Annotated in this window: 13 protein-coding genes and 1 pseudogene; 8 read left to right on the top strand and 6 right to left on the bottom strand. The window is 39.3% G+C overall.

Annotated elements, in window-relative coordinates:
* The 3 genes and pseudogenes from DLD82_RS05250 to DLD82_RS05260 all read left to right on the top strand — a co-directional run.
* On the top strand, positions 1 to 634 hold a 634-nt coding region (locus tag DLD82_RS05250), incomplete at its 5' end, for an IS1634 family transposase (protein WP_455323826.1).
* A 31-nt stretch (positions 635 to 665) separates the two neighbouring features.
* A pseudogene (locus DLD82_RS05255) lies at positions 666 to 1208 on the top strand (response regulator); the annotation flags it as partial.
* On the top strand, positions 1192 to 3336 hold the full coding sequence (locus DLD82_RS05260; protein WP_109940064.1) for a hybrid sensor histidine kinase/response regulator: 2145 nt from the start codon (positions 1192 to 1194) through the stop codon (positions 3334 to 3336). The pseudogene DLD82_RS05255 and the gene DLD82_RS05260, both read left to right, overlap by 17 nt.
* A gap of 41 nt (positions 3337 to 3377) precedes the next feature.
* On the opposite strand, the gene DLD82_RS05265 is transcribed toward DLD82_RS05260, so the two are convergent.
* The 5 genes from DLD82_RS05265 to DLD82_RS05285 form a co-directional block, all read right to left on the bottom strand.
* Positions 3378 to 4697 (bottom strand): hybrid sensor histidine kinase/response regulator, encoded by a 1320-nt coding sequence (locus DLD82_RS05265; protein ID WP_109940065.1) that lies wholly within the window; start codon positions 4695 to 4697, stop codon positions 3378 to 3380.
* A 53-nt stretch (positions 4698 to 4750) separates the two neighbouring features.
* Positions 4751 to 7147, bottom strand: a complete 2397-nt coding sequence (locus tag DLD82_RS05270; RefSeq protein ID WP_109940066.1) for a hybrid sensor histidine kinase/response regulator — start codon at positions 7145 to 7147, stop codon at positions 4751 to 4753.
* A gap of 7 nt (positions 7148 to 7154) precedes the next feature.
* Entirely contained in the window at positions 7155 to 9542 is a 2388-nt protein-coding gene (locus tag DLD82_RS05275) for a methyl-accepting chemotaxis protein (RefSeq protein WP_109940067.1), read from the bottom strand.
* Positions 9543 to 9624: 82 nt separating this feature from the next.
* Positions 9625 to 10632 carry a chemotaxis protein CheW gene (locus DLD82_RS05280; protein ID WP_109940068.1) on the bottom strand — a complete coding sequence of 336 codons (1008 nt, stop codon included), beginning with the start codon at positions 10630 to 10632 and terminating at the stop codon, positions 9625 to 9627.
* Between the two features lie 146 nt (positions 10633 to 10778).
* Entirely contained in the window at positions 10779 to 11993 is a 1215-nt protein-coding gene (locus DLD82_RS05285) for an ISAzo13 family transposase (RefSeq protein ID WP_109940069.1), read from the bottom strand.
* Between the two features lie 155 nt (positions 11994 to 12148).
* On the opposite strand from DLD82_RS05285, the gene DLD82_RS05290 reads away from it, so the two are divergent.
* From DLD82_RS05290 to DLD82_RS05305, 4 genes are all read left to right on the top strand, one after another.
* Entirely contained in the window at positions 12149 to 12541 is a 393-nt protein-coding gene (locus DLD82_RS05290) for a hypothetical protein (RefSeq protein ID WP_109940070.1), read from the top strand.
* A gap of 195 nt (positions 12542 to 12736) precedes the next feature.
* On the top strand, positions 12737 to 14329 hold the full coding sequence (locus DLD82_RS05295; protein ID WP_109940071.1) for a CARDB domain-containing protein: 1593 nt from the start codon (positions 12737 to 12739) through the stop codon (positions 14327 to 14329).
* Positions 14330 to 14397: 68 nt separating this feature from the next.
* Positions 14398 to 17598 (top strand): methyl-accepting chemotaxis protein, encoded by a 3201-nt coding sequence (locus tag DLD82_RS05300; protein WP_109940072.1) that lies wholly within the window; start codon positions 14398 to 14400, stop codon positions 17596 to 17598.
* A gap of 41 nt (positions 17599 to 17639) precedes the next feature.
* Positions 17640 to 18113: a hypothetical protein gene (locus DLD82_RS05305; protein WP_109940073.1), complete on the top strand. Its 474-nt coding sequence runs from the start codon at positions 17640 to 17642 to the stop codon at positions 18111 to 18113.
* A 3-nt stretch (positions 18114 to 18116) separates the two neighbouring features.
* Here the strand turns inward: DLD82_RS05305 and DLD82_RS05310 are convergent, their stop codons facing one another.
* Positions 18117 to 18605, bottom strand: coding sequence for a helix-turn-helix domain-containing protein (locus DLD82_RS05310; protein ID WP_109940074.1), 489 nt, complete (start codon positions 18603 to 18605; stop codon positions 18117 to 18119).
* Between the two features lie 136 nt (positions 18606 to 18741).
* On the opposite strand from DLD82_RS05310, the gene hypD reads away from it, so the two are divergent.
* Positions 18742 to 19770 (top strand): hydrogenase formation protein HypD, encoded by a 1029-nt coding sequence (gene hypD, locus DLD82_RS05315; RefSeq protein WP_109940075.1) that lies wholly within the window; start codon positions 18742 to 18744, stop codon positions 19768 to 19770.
* Positions 19771 to 20456: the final 686 nt, after the last annotated feature.

Here is a 20456-nt window from a genome sequence, read left to right on the forward strand (position 1 = left end):
ATACAAAGGGGATAATCTGAAGGAATCTCGTCGGATTTACATCCACTATTATTATAACATCGAACAGGCAGCTGATGATGAAAAAGACTTTGATCGAAAGCTAATCTCATTAAAGCAGGAATTAGAGTCTGGTGAACGCGTTCTACAACATGAGAAACTCTATCAGCAATTTTTCACATGGAAGACAACACCTAAACGGGGAACTCAGGTGATGGTCAAGGAGGAGAGCGTGATCGAAGCTAAACGCTATTTTGGATTTTTTGCCCTGATTACCAATGAGACCATGAATGCAGTAACTGCCCTTGAACTTTATCGGAACAAAGATGTGGTCGAAAAGGCCTTCGGAAATCTCAAAGAACGGTTGAACATGCGTCGAACCCTGGTTTCTTCAGAACAAAGTCTTGATGGAAAACTGTTTGTCCAGTTTGTGGCCCTGATTTACCTCTCATATATAAAAAAGCAGATGCAGGAGAAGGATCTTGTCAAAAGATTTTCAATTCCTGGTTTATTGGATAAGCTGGATGTGATTGAATGTTTCGAACAGCCGGGAAAAGCTCTGCAGGTGGGTGAGATGGTGGAAAAACTAGAGCAGTTATATTACGATCTTGGGGTAACCCCCCCTACATCGTTATGAGGGGGCGGGAATGTAGGCTGCAAACAACGGCACAAGTGCAGTTACCCTGATAAAAAATATCCATCCAGATCTCGTATTACTCGACCTTGTCATGCCTGGAATGAATGGTCTTGAAGTTATCAAAGAAATCCGAAAAGATCATACTCTTGATGATATAAAATGCATTGGAATTTCAGCAACGGTGACGGATAGTATTTTAAAAGATGATTTTTTCGAAAATTGTAATGACTTTTTGACAAAACCGGTCAATTTATCATTATTCTTTGAAAAAATTCAAAAATCTCTAAATATTAAATGGGTTTTGATTAAACCGTCGGCAAGTTCAGAAAAATCTATCCGGAAAGATGAATTTGATCGCCTTCCTCCCGTTTCATATATGACACGCATCCGGGAAGCAACAGAACTAGGAGATTTTACATTAGTTGAAGATATTTTAAAAGAGTTAGATAAGATGAATATTGATTATTCCTGGTTTAATAAAAAAATCAGGGATTTTTCATTACAGTATGACGACGAAGGTATATTGACTATGTTGGATAAGACATTATCAAAGGAAGATGGACAGCAGAACTGATCAAAAAGAACGGATTCTTGTCGTTGATGATTCTCCGGAAATCTTAGGAATTATCCGCGATGCACTTGAAGAAAATGGCTTTCTGGTATCTGTTGCGAAAAATGGAGAGAAAGCAATACGGATAGCAACAGAATCCAAACCAGATCTAATCCTGCTTGATATTTTAATGCCGGAAGTGGATGGCTATGCAACATTAGGAAAATTGCAGAAATATGAGAAAACACGTGATATTCCAGTAATATTTCTAACCGGAGTTGCTGATACCCGGAATAAAGTGAAAGGTTTCTCTCTTGGTGCGGTGGATTTTCTTATAAAACCAATAGAAATTGAAGAACTCATTGCCCGTGTCCATACACATCTATCGATCAATCGGTTAAAATTAGAACTTATTGAAGCAAATAGAACGCTTGAAGATCGGGTAGCTACCCGGACTGCAGAATTAACTTCACTGACAAACAGGTTATCTGAAGAAGTAGAGATACGGAAAAAAGCTGAACAGGAAGTACGAAAGAAAAATGAAGATCTCTATCTTGCATATGAACAATTATCACAAGCAGAAGAAGAATTAAGATCAAATTATGAAGAACTGAAGATACAGGGTGTACAGTTAAAAAATAGTGAAAGAAGAATCCGAGATCTCATTGAATTATTACCTCAGACAATATTTGAAATAGACAATTCAGGCAAGATTCTTTTAATAAACCAAGCCGGACTTGAAACATTTAAAGTCACTCCTGATGACATTAAATCCGGTGTTAATGTTCAGGATTACACAGCTGAATCATATCGTGAACAATCTAAAATTTTTTTTGACCGGACATTTGCAGGAGAAAAGAAAAATGGTATAGAATATCTGGCACAAAAGAAAGATGGAACAATTTTTCCTGCTGTATTATATGCAAATGCAATCATTGAGAATGATAAACCGGTTGGCGTCCGGGGCATTGTTATTGATATCACCGAATTAAAACAGGTGCATGAAACGCTGGAAAAAAAGAATTTAGAATTAATTGCTGCAAACAGGGAACTGATTGAAAAAGAGGATGCACTCAAAATCAATTATCAGGCACTTCTTGAAACAGATCAAAAACTCCGTATTTCAGAATCAAATTTCAGGGCAGTTTTAGAAAATTCCAGCGTTGCATTATTTAAGCGTAACTTCATTAAGGATTGTTATGATTACATAAGTCCGGCAATAACCGGAATTACTGGCTATCCTATTCAAGTGATGGAAAAGATGTCTCTTGATACTGTCTTCTCCCTTATACTCCCAGAAGATGTTGATACGTTTAAATCAGCGCTTGACAAGATAATTGCTACAGGTGGAGGTCTATTCACGGTCGATTACCGATTTGTTAACAAATCCGGAGTAATTACCTGGGTTCATGAAATTGGAAGAATTTTTCTGGATGAACAAGGATACCCACTCTATAATATTGGAAGTGTACAGGACATTACCGATAAGAAAACAGCAGAAGAGGGGTTGTCCAAGGCAACCAGGAAATTAAATTTTCTCAATTCCACTGTTTTTTCTGATATACAGAATGCAATATTCTCTTTAAGCGGATATCTTGAGATTGGGCGTGAATATACCCGGGATGAGACACTTCTTAAATTTTTTGAAATGCAGAATCAAATCATTATTAAAATCAGAGATTCCATGACATTTGCCCGGATCTTTCAAAATCTTGGAATGAAACCGCCAGAACGTCAGAATGTTATCCAGGTATTTTTATATGGCATATCCCACCTGGATATGAGTAATTATGAACGTGATATACAAATAGAAGGTCTTGAAATTTTTGCCGATCCTCTACTTGAACAGGTGTTTTTGTCTCTTGCAGATAATATTATCCGACATAGTGTAAAGGCAACAGCAATCCGGCTTTGGTATAAGGAAACAGACATAGGAACTACCATTTTTTTTGAAGATAATGGTGTAGGCATTCCAGATCACATGAAAGAGAAAGTTTTTGAGAGAGATGGAGAAGAGAAAAAAGGAGTTGGGTTATTTCTGTCCAGAGAGATTCTTTCCATTACTAATATTACTATTAAAGAAACGGGTATCTTTGGAGAAGGTGCACGTTTTGAAATAGAAGTTCCGAAAGGATCATACTGGATAAATTAACTACTATGTTAATTTTTTTATTCCTATTCAAAAACTTCCGGTCATGTAGTATCATCAAACCGAATAGTGTTATCAGGACAAATAATCTCAAACCTGGCCCCTTTACCCGGAATTCCAGTCTCGAAAATTGATATTCCGGTTATCGAAAGAATTTCCTGTGAGAGAAATAAACCCTGGCCGGTATTTTTTCCATATTGATAATGAAAAATCATCGCTTTCTCTTCCTCCGGAACTCCTGATCCATCATCTTCACAAATAATTCTCTTCAAATCTGACAATTCCTCATAATCAATAAGAATCCGGGTGATTTTTCCGCCATATCTGACAGCATTTTCAATTAAGTTGGAAAAAACTTTTTCGATAAGAGGATCCGCGTATATCTCCAGTGAGTCTGGAATGGCATTAATTAATGATACATGATGTAAAGAGGTATGTTGAAGTGATTTTGAAACCAATCGTTTGCAATTTTGCCAGACAGGTGATTTAATGCCGATTTCCTGGTATTCTTTGGTAAATTTTACCGTACTGACCGTCTGCTGTAAAATTACATGAGCTTTATCTATGTATGTCCATGCGAGTTCCGGATTTTCATTCCGGTCAAGCGTTGCAAGTTCCAGGTATCCCTGGAGAGAATTGAGCTGATTCAGTAAGTCATGACGGGTAATGCTTGCCATGAGTTGAAGTTTATTATTCGCAGCCTCAAGAGCAGTCTCTACCATTTTTCGCTCATGATTTTCTACAGAAAGGTCATCGTTGGATTTTTTAAGTTCTGATAGAGTCTTTTGCATCTGGTCATTTAAATAATGAAGTTTTTCCTGGGCTATCTGAAGATCAGAATTATTTTTGATGGCAACCTCATACGTTGATAATAAAATATTGATGATTTGAAGTCTTGTGGCACGAATAACATGAGACCTGTCTGAAAAAACTACATGAAGGGGTGTCGGTTTATCGTTAGGATTGGGTTTGTTTTCCGCTTTTAGGATACTGTTTATTCTGGTGTGAATGATTTCAGGAGTATACGGTTTGATGATAAAATTATCTGCACCAGATTCAAGACCTTTAATTACATCCACCGGATTAAACAGGTGAGTTACTAAAATAACAGGGATATCCGCGATATCCGGATCATTTTTCAGGAAAGAACAGAGTTCATAACCATCCATCTCAGGCATCATGATATCGGTAAGAATCAGTAAAGGTCTGGTTTTTCTAACAGTACTGATTGCTTCATGTCCGTTTGAAGTTATAACTACTGAGTACCCTTCTTTTTCCAGAATATATCGTAAATACTCTGCCTGAGTCCGATTATCCTCTACAATAAGAATCGGTGCAGAATTAGGCTGGGTAATACCCGTCATTTCATTCAACTGTTTACATAATAATTGATTCTTTCTGTAAAGAATCTTCGGATTTATGATAATAACCGTATCACGGTTCTGACAAGTTCATTTCGCTCAAAACTTCCCTTTTGAATATAGGCATTAGCACCTGATGAAAGTCCATGATCTCTGTCTTCATGTGAATCAAGCGCTGTAACCAGCACCACCGGGAGGTGACGTAATTGTTCATCCTTCCGAATCTTTTCAGTCAGAGTAAATCCGTTCATCCTGGGCATATCAACATCAGATACAACAATATCAACCTCTTCTTCATGGAGGAGAGTATATGCTTCCATTCCGTCAACTGCAGTTATTACTATAAATCCTACTTTTTCCAGGGTATTTCTAAGAAGTGCCCGGGAGGTTACCGAATCTTCAACAATGAGAACTTTTCCTGCTTTGGGAATTGTTTTTCCCGGGGTTTGTATCTGTCCGGAGAGACGAAGACCTTCCTGGATTAATTCTGGTGGATCCAGAACTAATGCAAGTTTTCCATCTGCAAGAACAGCAGCACCGGTAATGCGTTTAACCCGGCGGAGTTGAGATCCCAGCGGTCGGATTACAATCTCCTGGACCTGGCTTACTTCGTCAACACAATAAGCAATTTTTCCTGCACCATATGCAATAATTATTATTGGAACTTCCTTCATTGCCGGAGGTGGGCCAAAATCATCACAACCAAGAGCTTCTGCAAGCCGGATCACCGGTATTACTTCATCCTTATAGTGGATAACCCGTCTTACTTCTCCAGGTTCAATTAAGTCAGCTGATACCTGCACCACCTGTAATATCTGCTGAACTGGGATTACAAAAAAAGCGGTTCCATACCGGACAACAAGCCCTCGCAAGGTAGCAAGTCGCATTGGAAGGACCAGAGAAAATTTCGTTCCTTTCCCCAGTTCTGAAGACACATGAACTTCTCCTCCCATACGAGCTATGGTATCTTCTACTATAGCGAGACCTAAACCCCTGCCTGAAAGATCCGTAATTACAGGGCTGGTGGTAAGCCCGGATTTAAAAATGAGCCAAATTGCATCGTTATCATTAAGAATCTGATCCTCTTCACTTGTCAATACTCCTTTATCTCGGGCAGTATCTCTGATCTTCTGAGGATCAATACCTCTTCCATCATCTGACAGGGTTATTTCTACCTTACTCCCTGAATGGGGAGTAATTTTCATCCGGATAGTTCCTCTCCTTTGTTTTCCAAGTTCCTGTCGTTCATCCGGATATTCAATGCCATGATCAACACTATTATTTACAAGGTGCATCAGGGGAACTTTCAGGATATCGAGGATACGTCGGTCCATTTCGATATCTCCACCTTCTGTTCTCAGATCTACTTCCTTACCGAGCCTTCGCGAACTTTCCCTGACTTGCCCGCTTATAAGAATAATAATAGTGGATGCAGGTATGAGAACTGCATCATGAATAAGATCAGCAATCTCTGTTGTACTTGCTTCCAGAGCAAGCCGGTCATGATCTGTTTCATGAATATGGGCAGTAAGATCATGTTGCAAACCGGTGACAAATTCCCGATCATAGACCAGGTAATCCATCACCCTTTCAAGAAAAAGTGTTAATTCCGGAGGGAGGGTGGCACGATTACTACCAAGAATGGTGTTTTTTATTAAATGCAGATCATTGAAGACAAGATTATGGTTCCATCTCCATAATGAAAATCTGCTTATCATCTCTTCCAGTTCCTGCATCCGGTGAGTTAGAAAAAGTCTTGTTGAGAGAAGATCATCTGAACCTGCAATGAGACGATCAAGTTTTTTTGATGCGATTCTGACGGTTCCAGTATCTTGTGAAAATGCCGGCCCATATCCATCGGCAGGGTATTCATGGCTGTTGTGGTATCCGGCAGGTTTAACTTCGAGGAATGTACTGGGTGCTGCAAATACTGCCGGATCCTGACTAAGAGGCGAAATTATTCTTTTTTCTACAGATTTCATATCGGATGATGATATCCTTCCTGAATTCGTAATGTTTTCTTCAGGAAATGTCATTTCCTCTTTTGGTTCCTGCTTTCGCTCTGCAAGAAGGGCACGAAGTTTTTGTACTATCTCCATCGGCTGGGGATTTTTTGTTTCACCTTCATGGAGAAAATTCCAGATACTTTTTACTGAATCATGAAAAAGATCAAATTCTGTTGCTGATGCTGTAAACTCTTCACGTTTCATAAGAGAGAAAATATTTTCAAGATTCAGACAGACTGATTCAATCTCTCTGAGATTTACTGCCCGGGCAGCTCCTTTCAGACTATGGGTTTTCCTGAATACATTTTCAATAAGGCATGTGTCTGGATCTTCATCTGCCTCTTCAAGTTTGATAAGCCCTGCGGTAATTTCAGTCAGAAGCTCTTCTGCATCCTCGCGAAAAGTAGCAAGGAGAGAGTCGTAAAACTCATCATCCTGTTGTGTCATGAAGGTTTTATACCTGATACTGGAGGGTGATTTTTTTCAGCCTTATACCGAGTTCATGTAAGTCTTCAGCAGTTTTTTCCGCTTTCCTTGTTATCTCAAGATTTTTCTGTGCTGCCATCCTGATATTTTCAATGGCATCAGAGATCTGATCCATTCCTGCTACCTGATCCTGAATTGAACTGGTTATTTCAATGGCTTCATGTGATGAATCAGCGATGGACCTTGTCAGAACCTCAATTGCCTTTCTTGCATCAGTGGTAAGTCTTACTGCATCTGCAACGGTATTAGATCCCCGTTCTGCAGAAACCACCGTGGATGAAACACCACGTTGAATATCAGTCAGAATGGTTCGGATTGTGCCGGTGGCCTGTTTGGATTGTTGTGCTAAATTGTGGATTTCATGAGCGACTACTGCAAAACCCTTTCCGAAATCACCTGCTTTGGCAGCTTCAATAGATGCATTTACGGCAAGAAGGTTTGACTGTTCGGAAATATCAGTAACTGTTGCAATAATTTCTCCAATAGCCTGACTCTGTTCAGAGAGCTTTACCACATTCATACTGATCATATCCATCTGTCGTTGAATATGATTCATTCCGTCAAGAATTTCCTGTACTGATTGCTGACCGGTTTCTGAAACCTCAATCGCTTTCATGGCTTTTTCCGACATTGATTTTGTCTTGAGGTTCACCACATCAGTCTTTTTCCTTACCGTTTCCACGGTGTCTGATGTTTCGTTGACGGTATTTGCGGTCTGACTGCTTGCAGATGAAAGTTGTGAGGTAACAGTCAGAATTTCACTTGAAGCAACTGAAAGAACTGAAACTCCCTCAAACAGTTCTTCGGTTATAAGTTTCATGAGCCTTGAGAGTTCGATACCAATAGTGTTCAGAGCATTACGATATGCGACAAATTCCCCGGCAACAGGAATTTTTTCATCAAATCTAGCGGTAAAATCACCGGATGCATAACATCCGGCAAGTCTCATTGCTTCATTAACTGGTTCAGTGATACTTTCCAGGGTTTTATTAAACCCTGCAATGATCATCCGGTATCCTCCCCGGAATGCTTTCTCATCTCCTCTGATTGAAAGATCTCCTGCACGGGCAGCATCAGTTAATTTGATAGTTTCAATATGCAGGTGATCCAGAGATTCTACCAGAAGACGAAGTGAGGGTCTAATTTGATCCTGCTCATCTACCGGACCAGTAAATTCCTGAATATATTCACCGTTTGCAATCTTGACAATATTCCCTACCACATTTGTCTGCAGGTCATCAGCAAACTCATCCATGGTAGCTGCCATGATACCAATTTCATCTTCCCGTTTAATATTCAGCCTGGCTGAAAGATGACCATTACGTAATTCTTTGATCATCACAACAACCTGCTGGAGCGGCCCTGCAATTGAACGTCCGAATAAAATTGCAATTACTGCACCAATTATTATCGAAGCTGCAACGATAGCAAAGATGGTATTTCTGATGGCATCAATTGGCCCGGTAAAATCGGACATCTCGGCCCTTGATACGATAAACCAGTCAAGAGGTTCAAAGTAGGTATATGCATCCAGAACCGTAGTTTCATTCACATTATGGATGATGGCCCCTTCTTTTTTATCCATCATCTCCTGTACATAGTCCATACCGGACCAATCTGATCCGTCCTGTGAGGGATGGACTAAAACCATACCATTACTATCCAGGACATACATGTACCCGTTTTCGCCGACAACTGTGTCCCTGATACTTTTCTTAACAACATCAAGGGTCTGCTCTTCTTCAGTTCCGACAAATAAAACACCAATTACCGAACCATTCTTATCAGTTATCGGTTCATATGCTGTGACATAATTTACCCCGAAGAGATCCCTTCTCCCGTAATATGTCTCACCCTCTTTGACTGCCACTTCGTATACATTATCGGTCAGATGAGTTCCGACAGCTCGTTCACCATCAGTTCCTTTAACGTTTGTTGATATCCTGACTGCATAACTGTCATTAACTACCTGAAAGACCGTTGCAGCTCCCCCTACAAGATCGCGGACTCCATCAACTATTTCAAAATTATCATTTACAACAAAATTTTTCCCGTTTTTGTCGATAAGAGTCATTTTTTCATTTATTATTTCAGGGGTTCCTTTTGAGTAAAAATTCTGTCTGAGCACATTCAGGTCACTATTGACCTTGTTTCTTGCCAGTTTATAAACATCATTAGTCCACCCTTTCATATCCTGGACCTGGGTTTCCAGCAGTGTTTCTATTTGTTCATTGATTACATTTGTAGAACTAGAATATGCAACCAGACCAAGCATTAATGTGGGAATGATTGCTAAAAACAATGATATTACCAGAATTTTCGTTCCTACTTTCATGTCTGCAAAAAATTGATTCATAAAATCACCGGTTGTGTCTTTTCTTCGGTCTTATCAGGCAATCGTATTCTGATTTTATTTCTATTCTCCGAATCTGACATTTTTATGCCTCACTGTCATCAATTATCATCCTGGGATCCGCCAGTAGTGATGCTGCATTCAGAACAATGAGAGAGTCAATGGCCCCGGAGCAGTATTGTTGCCAGATTGAGTTACATTCATTTTCACATCTTTCTATTTCGTCAGAATCAATCGTTCCTATTCCTGTTATCTGATCTACCAGTATCCCAAAGGTATTATCATTGTCTGAGAGAACAATCACCCGGTTTAAATCAGTCAAGCCCTTTTCAGGTATGGAAAGAAGTATCCGGAGATCAACGAGGGAAATTATTTCACCCCTGACAGAACAGATCCCTGCAATGAAATCCGGAGTCCCGGGGACCGGAGTAATTTCAGAGGTCTGGACTACTTCTCTTATATATTTCATCTCGATTGCATATTCCTGATACATCAGATTAAACCGGATAACCATAATAAGAGGAGTTTTATCTGTCTGTTCTTCAGGTAATGAAAGGTTGTATGCACGTTTCTCCAATTCCTTTACATCCAGTGAATAATCGCGCATGTCTGCCGGAGAGTAATCACTAGAATAATCATCAGTTTTAATACCGAGGATATCTGTCACTTTCGTCGGAGAATTGTTGCCTGATTCTAGAAAATCTATCAGATCAAAGAGAATAATCAGGTCAGATTTTATAATCCTGATGCCTGGGATAATGGTCTGGATATGTTCTGAAACAAAACGCGATTCGACCTCAATTTCTTTATGCTCAACAATATGTGTCTCATCAACCCAGAACGCGACTTTCGATAGGCCCTTTTTTACAATGATAAGATTATCTGAAAGTAAAGGTTGTCTATCTCTCAACCCGAATAAATATCGTATTGAATAGGCCGGAAGAATCTCCCCATGCAGATTAATAGATCCGGCAATTCCTTTATCCATTCCTGAATAGGGAATCAGACCGACCATTCGTATCATTGTCAGGGCATCTTCGAATGGTATACCGCACCGCAGGTTGTCAACCGTAAAGAACAAAAAACGTTCCATGATTAATACAGAATAAAACCAGATTTGTCTTTTCCAGATATAATACCCAAGTACTTGCAACTGGTTTCTCAATTATGTTGTTTTTTTAAATGAAAAATTACGATTTATTTTCTCTTTAGGGGCTGTGAAAAATTAAAGTGATCATATTAGTGTGTTTGAGGCTCTATTGAATAGTTCCATTCTCCATGAAAAGGGTCACGTATGATATTGAGACTATCCATCTCTTCATCAGATATTTTGATACCTTTAGAGTAAATATTCTGATCTAAAACAGCATCAACCTGTAAACCTGTTTTTGTTTTTGCTGATTTTATCAAATTGATCATTACCTGATAACTTATCAATGGCCTGCCTCTCCAAGCAATTGAGATAAATGAGAACAATCTGTGTTCAATTGTGTTCCATTTGCTTGTTCCAGGCGGAAAATGAGATACGAATATTGATAAGTTTTCTTCATTCGAAAATTTTTGTAGTTCTCTTTTCCATAAACGGATTCTGTACCCATTACTACCGCCACAATCTGCTGTAATGAAAATTTTTTGGGCATCCGGAAACGAATCTTTACCCATAATTTTCCACCACCTTCGGATACTCTCAACAGAAAATTCAGCAGTATCATGAGTTATTCCAACATTAACCCAGCCTTTATTATTAGTTAAATCATAAATACCATACGGAATAGCCTTTTCTCCCATCGATGGAAAATCGTAGACATTTACATTAATTGGATCATCCTTTAATCTCCAATTTTTACCGTTATTTTTTTGATTCCCAATCAATTCTTTCTTTTTTGCATCTACTGATATCACAGGTTGTTTTTCCCGAAAAAAATCATTACAACGATTATATATGAAAAGGAATTGTTGATCCCTATCTACGTGGGATTTTCCTTCATCCGTTTTTTTGTTTGCTTGGAGACTAAAATCAAGAGAACTTAAAATCGTGCCCACTGTTCGATAACTAATCGCATGACCCTTCCCTCGTAATTCATCTGCAATGTCCCTCAAACTTTTAGTGGTCCACAATAAAGAGGATTCAGGATCACCTCGAATAAATGGTTCAATTGATTGATACAAATCATTTATCAGAGTTTCGTCAATTTGAACAAGGTTTTTTCTTCCACCTCCTTTAGAACGGATACGATTATTATCCTCAGTAATAATTTCTAACGTCGGTTTTTGGATCTCTTCTATTCCTTTTTTGACAGTATTTCTTGATACTCCGGTTTCTTTTGCGACAAAACTAACTCCCCCTCGACCGATAGCTAATGCTTCATTACCTAACCAAATTCTCCGTGCTTTCTCATTTAAGTGATGATTGATATTATCATAACGATTTTTTAAAGTGAGACCTGGTTCCATGTAATGATATTATTTGTCGACAATAATAGATCAAGTTATTGTTTCACAGCCCCTTAAAGGAGAATTTTTAAAGTCATATAAAATCTTTTTCTGTACATTATATGATCGATATAATAATAATATAATAAAAACAATCAAATGAATCAGGGATGGGGATGGGTCCGGATACAATGATGCATCTTTCGGATACCGATATTCAGATAATAGATGTCCTTTCTGACATTGGTTTGAAAAGCGGGGAATCTAGAATATTGGTTGTTCTCTTCAAGGGGTATGATTTAACATCACGTGAACTTGAAAGGATTTCTGACCTTCGTCAACCGGAAGTCAGTATTGCGATAAATCAACTTATTAAACGTAAATGGGTCTGGGTAACCAGCCATATAACCGAAAAGAAAGGCAGACCGGTTAAGGTATACAGTCTTTCCCGAACTATCGACGATATACTTGATGAGATAAAGGGAGACATTGAAGGAGACTACCGCAAGAAGATTGAGATCATTGAGCGTGTAAGGGTCATGGTCAAAGAAGCAAAAGAAAGTGAATAACCTTATTTTACTTTTCTCTTTTTTCGAATTCACAATGAAAACTTGAGTTTAGACTCTTTTTCCAGACTATATCCAAAATTCTATTTACACAGATAATCCACCAGAAATATCTGTGGTAAGAAATAATACCCTATTAGTTAGTATTGGTGATCATCTGTGAAATTGGTGTTCTGGGTATCAATAATATGTATTGTTATGATTATTTCTGTCGGTTTTGCAACCGGAGAAGAGATTACTGACCGGGTTATCTATCCGGAATACTGGTATCAACAAGGTGTTTCTGAATTTCTTTTAAAACATTATGACCGGGCGCTTTCACTCCTTGAAACTGCAATTGAGCAGGATCCGGAACTCTCTGATGCCTGGTACTGGCGCGGAGTAGTATTGAGTGCTCTCGGAGATGACAAAGGTTCAGAGGAATCCATAAAAGTAGCCAAAGATCTGAACCCCATGATAGATGAACCATATAAAAGAAGAGTTGGCCCTCTTTCAGAAATATCAATAACTCCTGTTCCAACCCCCCGGACCATTCAGGAAGATGACAGTCCACAGATGGTAGAGACTAACATTGATCTCTCCAAACAGCCTGATCCAACCGGACCAGATATTGTGATTACATCTTTTGAACCCAATGTTCGTGAGGGTAACACCCAGCTTGAGGTTAAGGCTACCCTAATTAATCAGGGATATCGCCCTACTACAGACTTTTTTGTAACATTTTACACTTCAGAAGACTCTACAGTGAATCGTGATGATACAGCAATCGGTTATTACCTTGTTACCAATCTGAATGAAGGTGAAGAAAAGAAATTGACCGGTTATTTCCCAATGGATACGATGACTCCCGGAACTTATTATATTGGTGCAATTGCTGATCCTGCAAATGAAATTATGGAAGTTTCCGAAGATAACAATAGTAAAACATATCCGACCAAGATTACGATACCAGACGTCAGAAGTTCATCTTACCTTGTAAGTACGGGAACATCTCCTTTTGTCCTGGAGGAAAGTGAGGGAGACAGCAGGTTTATTATTTCTAAACCTGACCTGGTCGTCTCAAAAATAACTTCTCCCCAGAGTATAAAACAGGGAGAATCACTTCAGGTGAATACCACCGTGAAAAATCAGGGTAATGTGGATGCCGGACCATTCAGACTTTCTCTCTATCTATCTCCTGATGCACTCATTACTGAACAGGACAGAGAGATTGGATCCGGCGAAGTAAGTGATCTTGCAGTGGGTATGATGAGGGATGGATCTGCTGTGATCAACATTCCGGATGATCTGAGTCCTGGTACGTATTATCTGGCTGCAAGAGTGGACTCCGGAGAAATACTATCTGAAGGAAATGAAGGAAATAATATTTTATTTGCCGACAAAATGGTTGCAGTCTCGGCTCCGGCAACTCCTACACCGGTGCAGGTTGTTCTTCCGGACCTGACAATTCCTGATTTATCTTCAGATGCTGAAGGTGAACGTGGTGGAATTATGAATGTTTTGACCTCAATCCGGAATAATGGAGGAGCGGATGCAGGTCCATTCGTCGTCGAATTATATCTATCCAGGGATGCAGCATTATCTGATGAGGATATTCTTATTGGAATGGGTGAAGTATCTGAACTTCCGGCAGGAACCCAGACTGATGGTAGTGCACCATCACCAATACCGCAGAACCTGACCCCAGGTATGTATTATTTTGGAATTGTCATAGATAGTGAACAGGATGTCACAGAAAATGATGAAAGTAATAATGTTGGGTTTGCCCAAAACCCGGTAACCATAACATAAAACCAAACTTTTTTTAATCCTTGGTGGAAGATCTATGCAGACGTTATACATTACTGCATGGTGAACTTATGACAAATATTCTTCGAGACATCCTCATCCATATTCTTTCTGATGATCCCTGTGACGAAATAACCGAAAATGTGGATTCTTTGAATTCTGATGAACAAACTTTGATATCAGATATAAATACACGTAAGAAAATTCTTCTAAATTCCAAAACACGGATGGATGCAATATTTGCTCATAGTCCACAGCCTATTCTCATCCTGAACCTTGAAGGGATTATTACCGATATTAATTTATCTTTTTTAAATATTTGCGGAAAATCAAAAGAATCATGTATAGGAAAACCTGTTTCTAATATTCTTCCCGGTTTTGTTGTACCGACTCATGATATATCGAGTAATGGAACTGATTCAGAAATATTCACTATTGAATTTCCAAGTGGAAAAAGAGTTCTTGAACAATATCCCATCCCGGTGACAGATCAATCAGGAACCCTAAATGAGTTAATTCTGGTATTTAAGGATATTACCATACGAGTCAAGGCAGAAGAAAAAGCTGAAGAGATCAGGCAGAAACTTGCTCACGATTATGGAGAGCGTGTCAAAGAACAAAAATTGTTTTATTCAGTTGCGTCTCTTATCCAGGATGATACTCGGGATGTTTACAATGTTCTACAGGAAATAACATATTTAATTCCGCCAGGATGGCAATATCCGGAAGAAACTGCTGCAAGGATAATTCATGGTGATGCTGTTTTTACAACAGAAAATTATGTAGAAACCCCATGGTTTCAAAGAGCTCATTTCAAAACCAGGTGTGGTAAAGAAGGAATTATTGAAGTATATTATCTTGTTGAGAAACCTGTCGAACACGAAGGTCCATTTCTCCTTGAAGAACGTAATCTGATTAATTCACTTGCAGAGATGCTCAAGACATTTGTCGACCGGAAAGAAGGTGAACGTGAACTTGAGCGAAAAATACATGATTTAGGAGAGCGTGTAAAGGAACAACAACTCTTTTATTCAACAGCCTCTCTCATACAGGATGATTCACGTTCTATACAGGAAATTCTTGGAGAAATTGTTCTCCTTATTCCTCCCGGTTGGCAATATCCGGAAATTACTGCTGCAAGAATCAGATATCTTTCCGAATCATTTGCATCCAGAGGGTTTACCGAAACTCCCTGGGTCCAAAAAGCTGTATTCAAAACAAAGAATGGCAATGAAGGGATTATTGAGGTGGCCTACCTTGTCGAAAAACCTGTCGAACATGAAGGTCCATTCCTCCTTGAAGAGCGAAATCTTATTAATTCGCTCGCTGAAATGTTCAAGACCTATCTCGACCGGAAAGAGGGAGAACTGATTCTGGAAAAGAAGATACATGATTTAGGAGAGCGTGTAAAGGAACCACAACTCTTTTACTCAACAGCCTCTCTCATACAGGATGATTCAAAACAATTAGCTGATGTTCTTCAGGAGGTAGTATTCCTGATTCCCCCAGGATGGCAATATCCGGAAATTACTGCAGCCCGGATTTCATATGGCGATAATTCATATGCAACATCAAATTATTCACGGACACCATGGGTTCAGGAATCCTCGTTTTTTGCTAAAACTGGTACCAAGTGCCTTATAGAAGTTGTGTACCTGATTGAAAAACCTCCGGAACAGGAAGGTCCCTTCCTGACAGAAGAACGTAACCTGATTAATTCGCTTGCAGATATGCTGAAAACATATCTAAACCGGAAAGAAGGAGAACTGGAACTTGAACAACGGATGGTGGAGATAGAGGAACTTGAACACCTGAATAATACTATTGTCCAACAGATCCCGATGCCTGTCATCCTTATCGATGAAAATCAGCAGATCCTCGTAACGAATGATGCTTACATGGGTTTGACCGGGTATACCCGTGAAGAATTACTCCAGATGACTCCTCGTGATATTACCGTTTTAGAATATTCCGGAGAAGGATTAAAGGAGCTTCTCCAAACTGTAAAACCCACTTTTGGTGAATTGACTTGTGAGTTTCCGGTTGGTACAAGAATCCTTGAACAATATGGTATTCCTATCTTTTCAAAATCTGGAAAACTGGAAAACTACCTTATTGTATACAATGATATTACCGAACGGAAAAAACGCGAAGAAGAGGTTAGTTTGCTCCTCGAAGAGTCACGGAAGATGTCTGAAGCTCTCTCAATGAGTGCTACAGAACTTGAGACAGGGATGGCAAGGATGGCAGAAGGAGACCTGCGATACCGTGCTCCTCTTACCAAAGAAGATCCATTACTTCGGATAAAGACAGATTATAATACTGCCCTTCAGGCAATTTCGCAATTAATTGAAGAACTGGAGGGTTCTATCAGTCATCTTACATCTACAAGTGAAACAACCCTGGTCCAGACGGATAATATCAACAAAGTTATTCGGGATGTTGCTGATGAAGTGAAAAAAACCACCTCCGGTGCAAGGGATCAGATGAATGAGACAAGGAAAATTTCTAATGATATATCAGAGCTTTCTCTCCGGATTAACCAGATTGTAAGTACAACGAACCATCTGATGGATCTTGCTTCTATTACGGCAAAACAAGGTATAGAGGCTGGAGAGATTGGGGGTATTGCAAACCAGAGAATGGAGTCAGTCGGTAAGATCAGTGCAGATAATATGGATCGTATCACGAGTCTAAATGAACAGATGGCACAAATTGATAAAATTGTCAGGTTAATTGCAGATATTTCTAGTCAGACAAATCTCCTTGCATTAAATGCTGCAATAGAAGCAGCGCGAGCCGGAGAACATGGCAGGGGATTTGCGGTAGTTGCCCAGGAAGTAAAAAACCTTGCTGGAGAGTCTAAGCTTGCCACAACCCAGATTGAAGAACTTATCCGGACTATTCAGGGAAAATCAGCCGAGACTGTTACATCCATTGAGGCAGCATATAATGAGATTTCAGAAGGAATATCAAGTGTAAACAAAACCATTGAAGTTCTTTCACAGATCACATCACAAGTTACGGAAATTGCTGATGGTATCAGGCAGGTCACGAATGCAACACACGAAGAAGAAGAACTCATGCATCGTCTTCATGAAGGTATTGTCACTATGAATGCTGAAAGTGAAAACAACCTCACCAGGATGGAAGAAATTTCCTGCCGGATGGAAAATTCCAAAGCTGCTACCGATGATATCGCATCCGCATCTCATGAGATTGCAGAATTATCCGGGAATCTGAAACGTCAGGCGGAGAGGTTTACTCTATGATATCCGCAGGATTATTATCCATTACGTGAAATATTAAAATTATGAAATTTTCATATGCAATTGGATCTATCCTATTTGCTCTATCTTTTTTAGTATTCCCATCTTGTGCAGGGGAATTAACTCTGACTGATGATGAAAAAGCATTTTTAACTGATATGGAAGATATGGGTATTCCAATGCTGTATCAGATACCTGAAGCCATGAATATTGGAGTATACCATGGAAGAGATACAGCAATCAGTGATATTGCAACATCAAAAACAGAGGAACTGAAAACATTTTCTGATAAAATATCCGGATATACTCTTGGAACAGAGACCTCTGTTCTTCGTGATTCGTGGTTAGATGCAGAACAGATTCTGAAAACGGATCTGGAACAGTATGGAACTCTGGTTTCAGGATGTGGTTCATGCGTTTCAACCATGAATGCGATGTATCCGGTACTTACGCAGTCTGCCGGGAAAGTAAACAAAGACCTTATCAGATTTTATGAGAAAAATCAGATCCCTCTCTGATTTTTATTCTATTCTTCGACATAATACATCAATTGCTTCCTGAAATGTCCTGTTATCTGGGCGAACGATTACCACAGGAATATCCACTATACGTTCAATAAGAGTTGCAAGAATCGGGGCACAGATAATTCCGGCAGCTCCTTCTTTTTCAGCTCTGACTGCTGCAACAATGCAGTCTTCCATGGTATTAGCAGTGTATCCTTTTACCCGGATCCTCCTTCCATTGTACTCTAAAGGCTCTCCCTCAATTTCATCAAGGAGAAATTTTGCGGCAATGATGGCTATCATGTCCTGGTCATAGGGTTCTAATGCGAGAACAATAGATTTAACAGTAGATAGTCTGGGATCGCGTTCACCGGATGTAATTTTGTAAAGGGTTGCCGGGGGTATGTCGGCCAGTTCAGCGAGTTCTTTCAGAGTCATCTGACGACGATCAAGTGCTTCTTCAAGTGCAGTTTTAAATTCCTGTCTGAAGATAGAGCGTGAAAACATAGTATCAATTATAAGTGCTCCCGGTATGTGATGGTTAAGGTTTTCATCTTCTGATTTTTTTGTCCACAGTCCGAGATTTTCTTAAAGAATATATGGTACATCTTTTTCTTCTCCGCGGTGAACCTTTAAGAGATTTATGGCCGGGAAAAATCCGATTGCAGAAAAAATACACGAACTTACTGACAGAAATCTCACTTTCATGCATGTTTGCGGGACGCATGAAGCAGCGATTGCCAGGCATGGTATCCGAAGCCTCCTCCCTGAAAACCTCAAAATTGTGATGGGTCCGGGATGTCCGGTCTGTATTACACCTCAGGGAGAGATAGATGCAGCGCTGGAATTGGCTGAAAAAGGATGTATAATAGCAACTTATGGGGATTTACTCCGAGTTCCGGGATCAAATGGTTCACTGGAGAGCTCCGGAGCTGATGTAAAGGTGGTGCAGGGGGTTCACAAAGCGGTTGAGATTGCAAAGACTACAGATAAAGAAGTAGTTTTTGTATCTGTCGGGTTTGAGACAACCGCTCCGACTGTCGCTGCAACACTTCTTACCCGGCCACCAGAAAATTTTTCGATTCTTAGTTGTCATCGCCTGATTCCTCCTGCAATGGACTGGCTTTTAGCACAGGGTGAAGCCTCCCTGAATGGTTTTTTGCTTCCCGGTCATGTCCTCGTTGTAACAGGTTTATCAGAGTATCGGAGATTTCCGGTTCCACAGGTAGTTGCAGGATTTGAACCTGATGATATTCTTCTTGGAATTCTTATGCTGGTTGAACAAGTCCGGGAAGGTGCTGTGAGATTGGATAATGCATATCCACGAGCGGTTTTCGAAGAGGGTAATCCGAAAGCTTTAGAGATTTTGCATAAGGTGTTTGAGCCATGCGATGTGGAGTGGCGAGGTTTTCCAATAATTCCAAAGTCCGGACTTAAGGTTCGGGAAGAATTTTCAGCGTGGGATGCACAGAAAAAGTTTGGTATCGAATTTAAACCGACAAAGAAACACGCGGCTTGTATCTGTGATAAGGTGCTCCGGGGTATTGCTTCTCCAACAGATTGTAAATTATTTGGAAAAGTTTGTACGCCAAGAACTCCGGTCGGCCCTTGTATGGTAAGTCATGAAGGAGCCTGTAAAATCTGGCACCACTATCATGTAAAGAATATATAATATTTTTTATTATGGAATTACATTAGTTTTTTTTAGGTTTAATTTATCTACAATCATCTCCGGGAATTAGAAGACAAATACCTCTGATGGTAGAAGTGACGGTACTACTTCCATCGCTACATGTTTCATATTTATCTTCACATAATACCCGGTATGCTCTGCATTTTTCTTTTATACAATGTACCATTTTTTCTGAGCTTGACATAAATGGACAAATTTTTAATTCATCGCTCATTTTATCTCCCTCTATTATTATCAATATTTATTTTAGATTTTTGAAAACTGAAGTTTAAACACAAAAATTTCAAATTTTGAAAAACCAATGAGCCGATTTTTTTAGTTAGAATTTTTTTAGAGGAATCCGCGAACATATTTAATATAAGATGATAAAATGGCATTTTTTTATTTGGGTTTATTATTGCATTGAGATTTTCTATAATATCTTTCCCTTATTAGCCATGAATTCATAATATGTGGTTAGTTGTAAAATAGATAATGATTTCTATATATATGTTGTGTAAAATTAAGGATTTAACCCATAATAAAATTCATTTATGCTGATATGAAATGGAATTTTTTTTAATAAACGAACTTTAGATATTCCTATAAGAAATGTTGAGAGATTAAGATATCAATTTCCGGAATTTTTGAGAACTAAGGACCACTGTGTTTATCTGTCTTAAGTG

The sequence above is a fragment of the Methanospirillum stamsii genome (assembly GCF_003173335.1).
GTDB classification, from domain to species: Archaea; Halobacteriota; Methanomicrobia; order Methanomicrobiales; family Methanospirillaceae; genus Methanospirillum; species Methanospirillum stamsii.

What these genes read in the sequence shown, in the direction of transcription:
- DLD82_RS05260 (WP_109940064.1), top strand. Translation starts at nt 1,192, where the DNA reads ATGGACAGCAGAACTGATCAAAAAGAACGGATTCTTGTCGTTGATGAT.
- DLD82_RS05265 (WP_109940065.1), bottom strand. Translation starts at nt 4,697, where the DNA reads ATGACGGGTATTACCCAGCCTAATTCTGCACCGATTCTTATTGTAGAG.
- DLD82_RS05270 (WP_109940066.1), bottom strand. Translation starts at nt 7,147, where the DNA reads ATGACACAACAGGATGATGAGTTTTACGACTCTCTCCTTGCTACTTTT.
- DLD82_RS05275 (WP_109940067.1), bottom strand. Translation starts at nt 9,542, where the DNA reads ATGAATCAATTTTTTGCAGACATGAAAGTAGGAACGAAAATTCTGGTA.
- DLD82_RS05280 (WP_109940068.1), bottom strand. Translation starts at nt 10,632, where the DNA reads ATGGAACGTTTTTTGTTCTTTACGGTTGACAACCTGCGGTGCGGTATA.
- DLD82_RS05285 (WP_109940069.1), bottom strand. Translation starts at nt 11,993, where the DNA reads ATGGAACCAGGTCTCACTTTAAAAAATCGTTATGATAATATCAATCAT.
- DLD82_RS05290 (WP_109940070.1), top strand. Translation starts at nt 12,149, where the DNA reads ATGGGTCCGGATACAATGATGCATCTTTCGGATACCGATATTCAGATA.
- DLD82_RS05295 (WP_109940071.1), top strand. Translation starts at nt 12,737, where the DNA reads ATGATTATTTCTGTCGGTTTTGCAACCGGAGAAGAGATTACTGACCGG.
- DLD82_RS05300 (WP_109940072.1), top strand. Translation starts at nt 14,398, where the DNA reads ATGACAAATATTCTTCGAGACATCCTCATCCATATTCTTTCTGATGAT.
- DLD82_RS05305 (WP_109940073.1), top strand. Translation starts at nt 17,640, where the DNA reads ATGAAATTTTCATATGCAATTGGATCTATCCTATTTGCTCTATCTTTT.
- DLD82_RS05310 (WP_109940074.1), bottom strand. Translation starts at nt 18,605, where the DNA reads ATGTTTTCACGCTCTATCTTCAGACAGGAATTTAAAACTGCACTTGAA.
- hypD (WP_109940075.1), top strand. Translation starts at nt 18,742, where the DNA reads ATGGCCGGGAAAAATCCGATTGCAGAAAAAATACACGAACTTACTGAC.